Annotated in this window: 6 protein-coding genes; all 6 read right to left on the minus strand. The window is 39.4% G+C overall.

Features of this window, described 5'->3' with window-relative positions; all coding sequences use genetic code 11:
- Positions 1-57 precede the first annotated feature (57 nt).
- Positions 58-3,642: a thiol reductant ABC exporter subunit CydD gene (gene cydD, locus QZ548_RS06085; protein ID WP_295869081.1), complete on the minus strand. Its 3,585-nt coding sequence runs from the start codon at positions 3,640-3,642 to the stop codon at positions 58-60.
- Positions 3,643-3,830: 188 nt separating this feature from the next.
- Positions 3,831-4,850 (minus strand): cytochrome d ubiquinol oxidase subunit II, encoded by a 1,020-nt coding sequence (cydB, locus tag QZ548_RS06090; protein ID WP_005387191.1) that lies wholly within the window; start codon positions 4,848-4,850, stop codon positions 3,831-3,833.
- Complete coding sequence (locus QZ548_RS06095; protein WP_005387190.1) at positions 4,841-6,229, minus strand: cytochrome ubiquinol oxidase subunit I; 1,389 nt, start codon at positions 6,227-6,229, stop codon at positions 4,841-4,843. Before QZ548_RS06095 ends, cydB begins: the two co-directional genes overlap by 10 nt.
- 63 nt (positions 6,230-6,292) lie before the next feature.
- Positions 6,293-6,745 carry an Rrf2 family transcriptional regulator gene (locus QZ548_RS06100; protein ID WP_295825329.1) on the minus strand — a complete coding sequence of 151 codons (453 nt, stop codon included), beginning with the start codon at positions 6,743-6,745 and terminating at the stop codon, positions 6,293-6,295.
- Positions 6,746-6,966: 221 nt separating this feature from the next.
- A complete protein-coding gene (locus QZ548_RS06105) occupies positions 6,967-7,461 on the minus strand; it encodes a molybdenum cofactor biosynthesis protein B (RefSeq protein WP_295869083.1) in 495 nt (164 codons plus the stop codon).
- 8 nt (positions 7,462-7,469) lie between these two features.
- Positions 7,470-7,874, minus strand: a 405-nt coding sequence (locus QZ548_RS06110) for a polysaccharide deacetylase family protein (RefSeq protein WP_295869085.1), incomplete at its 5' end; no start/stop codon positions are given.

The raw sequence follows: 7,874 nt of genomic DNA on the forward strand, positions 1-7,874 counted from the left end.
ATATACTACCTATTATAAGTTAATAATTATAATAGATACTTTTACGGATATTAATTTTTATTGAATACTTGCCATGGATAGATAGCAATATTCGTAGAAATGACCACGAAGGGTAATTAATTCTTCGTAAGTTCCATCTTCTACAATTTGACCTTTATCCATAAATAAGATACGGTCCATTTGCTCTAATCCTTCTAACTGATGGGTAATGTATAAGCATGTTTTATCCTTTACATATTCCATCAAATCACGATGTAAAGCCTTTCTTGTTACTTGATCTAAACCTTCCAATGGTTCATCCAATAAAACGATTTGTGGATTTCGCAAGAATAATCGAGCTAATGCAACCCTTTGGCGTTCACCACCACTTAAGCCATGACCACCACTACCAACAATCGTATTAAGACCAACCGGCAAGCTATCCACTACAGAGCGCAAGGAAGCACGGTCGATAGCACGCTCTAAATCAGTAGCTGAAGCATCCGGCCTTGCTAGTCGAATATTATCCTCAAAGGACGCATGGAAGATATACGTATCTTGTGTAATAGTTCCTAACGCATTACGCCATGTATCTATAGAAATATCCTTTAATTCTACATCACCTACATGAATGGAACCACCATAATCATATAAACGCTCAAGCATATTAAATAATGTAGTCTTACCAGAGCCACTAGCACCAACGATAGCAACTGATTGCCCTTGCTTAATGCCTAATCTAAGATGTTCATAAATACAACGATCCTGATTATAACCAAAGGATACATCGGTAAAGGTAATGTCTCGATTAGCATTGAATGGTTTTGGTGCCTTTGGGTCTACCACAGGCATTGGCTCATTGGCGAGTGCCATGAGACGACTCGTAGCCACCTTACTTTCAGCACCATGATGAACGGCAGCAATCATAGGTTGTAACGCTTCAAACCAAGCTTGTGTACCAATGGCAGCAACCGCTACCATAACACTAGCCCAAGCGCCTGTCAAAGCATTGGCAGCCAATATAGCTACAATGACAACAGTAATTTGCACACCACCTAGGAACAGCGTATTCCCTAAGTTCATGCCACGCTCAATAACACCCTTATTAGTATCAACAATATGCATCATATGTTGAATACGATGATAGACTAAATCTTCATTGCCATAGCTAATGACATCCTCTAAGCTATCCATAGTATCACTTAATAGTGATTTATACTCCCCTTGTTGCGGTCCAATCTCAGTCAATGATTGTTTATTATGAATATATACAACAAAAGGCAATATCAAACCTAATAGTAAAGCTGCCAAAACTATAGGCATAACCAAAGTACTATCAATCGTAGATACACCATAGGCAACTAAAACAGTTAAAGCAATGGCTGCTACAGGAGGAATTATTGTACGTAAGTAGAAGAATTGTAATACCTCTATATCCCCCATTATACGGCCTAACATATCACCTGCACCAAAGCGTTTAAGAATAGCCGGTGCCAGTGGTTCCAGATGAGCATAGAACCATACACGCAAACCATATAGTCCTTGAAATGCCATCCGATGAGATGTATAGCGCTCAAAATAGCGACATACGGCACGGCTAACGCCGAAGAATCGAACCCCTACAATGGCAAGGCTCAAATAAGTAAGACCTGGTTGCAATGCAGCTGAGGCCAATAACCATGCAGACACAGTTAAAAGCCCTACATTCATGAATACTGTTAAGAATGTAAAAATCAAAGCTAATACTAAAGACCACTTTGCAGGACTTAATACAGAGAATAACAAACGCCATCCTTGTAAGCCCATAGTAGACGTTGACACTTCAGATGTATGTGTATCGTTTCCGCGTACATAAGCACCTTTTTTATCAACAGGAATTGAATAATCTAGGTCATCTCTATCTTGAATATCAAATGATTTCCCTGTTTGCAACTGCTCTTCAATAGTTGAAGAAAATTCGCCTAAACCAGAGGTGACAAGGTCTTTAAAATATCCATCTACCGCAATAAGCTCTTCATAAGAACCTTGTTGAATAATGCGCCCCTGTTTTAAAACGTATAACGTAGAAGCCCAGTGCATCGTTTGTAGGCGATGGCCAATAATAATAACGATTTTATTCTCCATCAAACGTTGGATAGCACTACTTATGATAGATTCTGTTTTTACATCAAGATGTGCCGTTACCTCATCGAGAATTAACACTTGCCCTTTTCGTAAGAACGCACGTGCTAACGCCACCCGTTGACGTTCGCCACCACTAAGACCTAAGCCACCTTCACCAATAATCGTATCAAGACCTTCTTGTTGTCTATTGATCACATCCAGTAGCTGTACTTCTTTACATGCCTCTATAATCTCTTCATCACTTACATTCATTCCAAAGGATAATACATCACGTAAGGTTCCTTTCATGATATGAGGATGCTGGGATACATAGATGATTTGGTGGCGCCACCACTCAACATCGATGTCACAAACATCAAGACCATCAATGACAACAGCACCTTTAGGAGCAGTTAAAAAGCCTCCAATAATATGAGCGATTGTAGATTTCCCGGCTCCACTTTCACCAACAAGCATTATCGGAGAATTGCGTTTAGCCTCTAATGAAATATGTTGTACCCCATTTTCACTATCTTCATAGGTAAAGGTTAAATCCTTAATTTCAATAGCTTGTATAGGTCCTTGAAGTTTAGATTTCCCACCTACAGGTAACGATGGCTGGCGATTCATAAACTCTTCGTATTTTAAAATGGAGGTCTTCCCTGCCATTCCCGTATGGAATGCAGCCCCCAGTTGTCTAAATGGCGTATAAAACTCTGGAGCCAATAGCAAAATAAAGAAGGCTGAAAAGAATGGAATTTCACCATCCAATAATGTTAAGCCCAGGTATACAGCAATCAATGCCGTACTAATAGTACTTACAAGTTCAAGAACCAATGCAGATAAGAACGCCACGCGCAACACACGCAAAGTAGAGTCTTTAAACTCTTCAGATAAACGACCAATGACCTTTATTTGATCCTTCGCACGGCCAAAGAGTTTTAATGTGGTGATACCTTGCAATACATCGAGGAAATGCCCAGACAGGAAACTCATACGTTCCCACTGTTCTTTATTGAGGCGATCTGCTTGCTTGCCGATTAAGATCATAAAGAATGGAATCAATGGTACTGTAACAATTAGAATGATGCCAATAATAGGCAAAGTATCTACAATAGCAATGCCCATGATAAGAGGAATCATAATAGCATATAAAATTTGCGGAATATATCGAGCTACGTAAGCATCTACTTGCTCTAACCCATCTGTAAGCATATGGATTACATCGCCGTGACGCTCCTTATGTTGAACACCTAGCTTGAACATATGTGCTAAAGCTCGTTTTCTAAAGGTTGCTTTTACTGCACTTCCCAATCGGTTGGCTACAGATTCTTGCACATAATGTGCTAGTAATCTCACAATAATAGCAATCCCTAAATAGATAATGGTATACCTTTCATCGTGCAAGGTATTTTCAGAAAAAATAAAATTATTAATTAAGGTTCCAAAGAACCAAGCTTGCCCAACAATAGATAGACTTTCAACTAAACAAGTTAAACCTAGTAATAAAAGCTGTCCTTTATGTTCTAGCAACGCTTTAAAGGCGGTACGCTGTATCATAGTATCCCCTATGGTAAATATAGTTAATATAAAAATCATATGAATTTAGAATCCAATATATACGATCAAATGAATCTAAATTTATCAATATTATATCCATCTTACCACAAAAAAGAGGCGTGCCGCTACGACACGCCTCACATTGAGACCTAAATTTTATAACTCACTAGAGTTATAAAGCTATTCTATTAATAGTGTAAGTCTTTTTCAGATACACGATGACGGAATGTCCAGTATACCCAGATTTGGTAAGCCAATACAATTGGCACAAATACGAAGGCTACACAAGTCATCAATGTCAATGTGTAAGTAGAGTTACCTGCATTTGCAATAGTTAAGCTCCAATCAGGATTCAAAGAAGAAACCATGATGCGAGGGAACAAACCAGCAAAGTAAGCAGCTGTTACAGAAATAACAGTTAAGGAGCTAAATACAAAGCCCCATTTTGTATTACGAGTACGTGCAGCACCCCAAGAAATGAGGAAGAACACGATTGCTAATGCGAAGCACACGATTGCTAATACAGAGTTGAACAAATCTGTACATACATATGTAGCAGCAACCAGTACTAAAGCACCGATTGCAGTAGGAACACCAACTACCAAAGAAGCTGCGCGAGCGCGTTCGGAAACAGCTCCAGCTGTTTTGATAGAAGTGAATAAGCCACCATGGTATGTGAATACCAAGATAAACGCAATACCGCAAAGTACTGTGTATGGGCTTAATAAATCAAAGAATGTGCCTACATAGGTCATGCTTGCATCGATTGGAGTACCTTGAATCAAGTTACCAACTGTAACGCCCCACAATAATGCAGGAATCAAGGAACCAAAGAAGATGCAGTAGTCAAAAGTTTTACGCCATAACAAGTTAGGGCTCTTGGAGCGGAATTCAAAAGATACACCGCGGATAATAAGAGCCGCAAGCATTAAGAATAACGCTAAATAGAAACCACTAAACAATGTAGCATATACATGAGGGAAGGATGCAAATAATGCACCACCTGCAGTAATCATCCATACCTCGTTACCATCCCAAACAGGGCCCAAGGCATTGATCATTTGACGACGTTCAACGTCAGTTTTACCGATGAATGGTAATAAAATACCAGTACCATAGTCAAAACCTTCTAATAAGAAGAAGCCAGCGAATAGTACAGTAATTAAAATAAACCATACCACTTCAAGGTTATTAAAAATTAATTCCATAATCTCGCCTCCTCTTTTTCAACTACATCGTGAGATGGGTTACCATCTGGACCTTTTTTGATGTGTTCTACAGCAAGGTAGAGAGCTGCAATAGCTGCTACGATGTACACAACTGTAAAGCCGATGATAGTAGTCATAATTTCTGGAGCTGTAACGGCTTTAGATGCACCGTCTGCAGTTAATTGCAAGCCATATACAAGCCATGGTTGACGACCTGCTTCTGCTACAAACCAACCTGTGGAATGAGCAATGAATGGCAATGGCAATGTCCAGAACATAATTTTCAAGAATGTGCGATTACCAACCAATTTATCTTTTGCATTAAGGATAAGACCTACGAATGCAACGAGTAACATAATGGAACCAGCTGCAACCATGATACGGAATGTCCAGAAGATTGCTGGAACATCTGGAATATAGTTACCAGGACCATATTGAGCCTCGGATTTAGCTTGAAGATCTTTGATACCTTCTACTTTACCAGAAGTAAAGGAGTTTTGAGTCAAGAAGGACAAACCACCAGGGATTTCAAGTGCGCCCGTATTTTTTTGTGCTTTAGTATCAATGTTAGCTACCAAAGAGAATGGAGCTGGATCTTGTGTTTCCCACAATGCTTCCATCGCAGCCATTTTCATAGGTTGTACTTTTGTAATGTATTGACCTTGATGATGACCTGCCAAAGCGCCTAAAGTACCGAATACAAGAGCAATAACCATGCCCCATTTAGCGGAACGACGGTAGAAGTCTGTCGCATTGTTGCGCAATAAGTGCCATGCACTGATAGCCATGATAATTACGCCTGCTGTTAATAAACCATTCAACACGATATGGAAGAATTGGCCTGGAACATAGCCGTTTTGAACAATTGTTAAGAAATTGTCCATTTCTGCACGGCCATTGCGAATTACATAACCTACAGGATGTTGCATGAAGGAGTTCGCTACGAGAATCCAGAATGCAGATAGGTTTGTACCTAATGCTACCAACGTAGCTACAAGGGCATGAACAGTTTTATTTAAACGATCCCAGCCAAAGATCCATACACCCATGAATGTAGATTCCAAGAAAAATGCCATTAATGCTTCAAGGGCCAATGGAGCGCCGAAAATGTCACCCATAAAACGAGAATATTCTGCCCAGTTCATACCGAAATGGAATTCCTGAACAATACCAGTTACCACACCCATAGCAAAGTTAATTAGGAACAATTTGCCCCAGAATTTTGCCATTTTTTTGTATACTTCTTTACCAGTAGACACATATGTCCACTCTAAGATAGCTACAGTCACTGTCATGCCTAGTGTGAACGGCACAAACAACCAGTGATAGATAGATGTTAGCGCAAATTGTAATCGAGCTAAATCTACAGCTTCAAACATGTGTTTTCCTCCTTAGAATAAAATACCTACATCACTTGATGAGCTTTTACTAAAAACCTTGTATCATTGCGCTTGTGAATATGGCAACGCTTCAGCCTCAATCAACTGCTCACGTTGAGCAAGAGTTTTAAAGTTAACCTGCTCCAACTGAGTAATTAATTGGTCCTGAATCGTCCCCATAGCCTCATTGATAGCACAATGCCCCATACAAGACTTAGAGCAAGAACCTACATCATATAAACACCGTTGTAAATACGCATCCCCTTCTACCGCTCTAATTACATCGAGCAATGAAATCTCTTGAGGGTCTCGATTGAGGGCAAACCCACCATCTACACCGCGAAAGGATTTCATAATCCCAGCTGCAATGAGACTACGCATAATCTTGAGCAAGAATCGTTCTGGAATCAATTCCTGCTCAGCCAATACAGAGCCAGTTATCTTCGTTCCCGAAGGTAATAGCGCCATATGCAAGACCATGCGAAATGCATAATCCGTGGCCTGATTTAACTTCATAAGGTCTCCTTTCTCGTGCACTCGGACAAACGTATTACTAAATCTAGTATAATCGAAATAAAACAATACTGCAATGGTATTGTTTTATATATTGAGAATTAGCATATATAGATTTTATGCCCATTAATATGGTATTATCTGAATATTTTTATGTCCCTTAAATAGCATTATGAATTCTATTATCAAAAAAAGACTGCCCACGAATGAGCAGTCTAAATATATTATTTTGTAATTTCTCGAACGAGATGGGCCATTTCAGGAATGATAAGTTTACTCATAGCTAATGTAACGGCACCTACAGAGCCTGGCACAGAGAACATCAAGGTGTTATTGTTGACCCCCGCTTCAGCACGAGACGCCATCGCCTTAGTACCAATATCCTCTGTATAGGATAAATATCTAAAGATTTCACCAAATCCAGGAATATGTTTCTCATAGAGACTATTTGCCGCTTCAATTGTTACATCGCGCTTAGCAATTCCCGTACCACCTGTAGAGATAATAACATCAATAGATTCATCATTACACCATGGAATCATTGCATTTCTGATTTCATTATAATCATCAATAACAATTTTACGATCTGCCACAATATGGTCTGCTTGTTCTAAAAATTCTTGTACTTTATTACCGCCTTTATCAGTTTCAAAGGTGCGAGTATCAGAAACTGTTAAAACAGCAACGCGTAAAGGTCTTGCTACAACTTCGTAAGACATAGTTCCTCCTAGAATAACGGAATAATAGATGCTAATCTCGGCCATCCATTATCGCGTAAAAAATCACGTAATGCCCATGTGTAGTGAATAAATGGTGCACAATGTAGGCGCATCCAGAACGATAGATATGGTGTATCACCTTGGAATATAGCCAATCGATTTAAGGCATATAGATTATCTCCTGGCTGTACTGTACCTGGTTGTACTGTGAAAGCCATTTTATAACCAGACTGTTTAGTTACATATTGAACGAGCATATCGTTAAACCCACCAGGATATGCTAAATATTCAATGGGCTCACCTAAAATCCCCTCTAATGAAGTCTTCCCTCCAAGCAAAGCATCTGGCAACTCAGTAGGGTCAATTTTTGTTAAGATCTTATGATGATTAGTATGACCTTGAATATCGAAGCG

This window comes from uncultured Veillonella sp. (genome assembly GCF_915069625.1).
GTDB lineage: Bacteria > Bacillota > Negativicutes > Veillonellales > Veillonellaceae > Veillonella.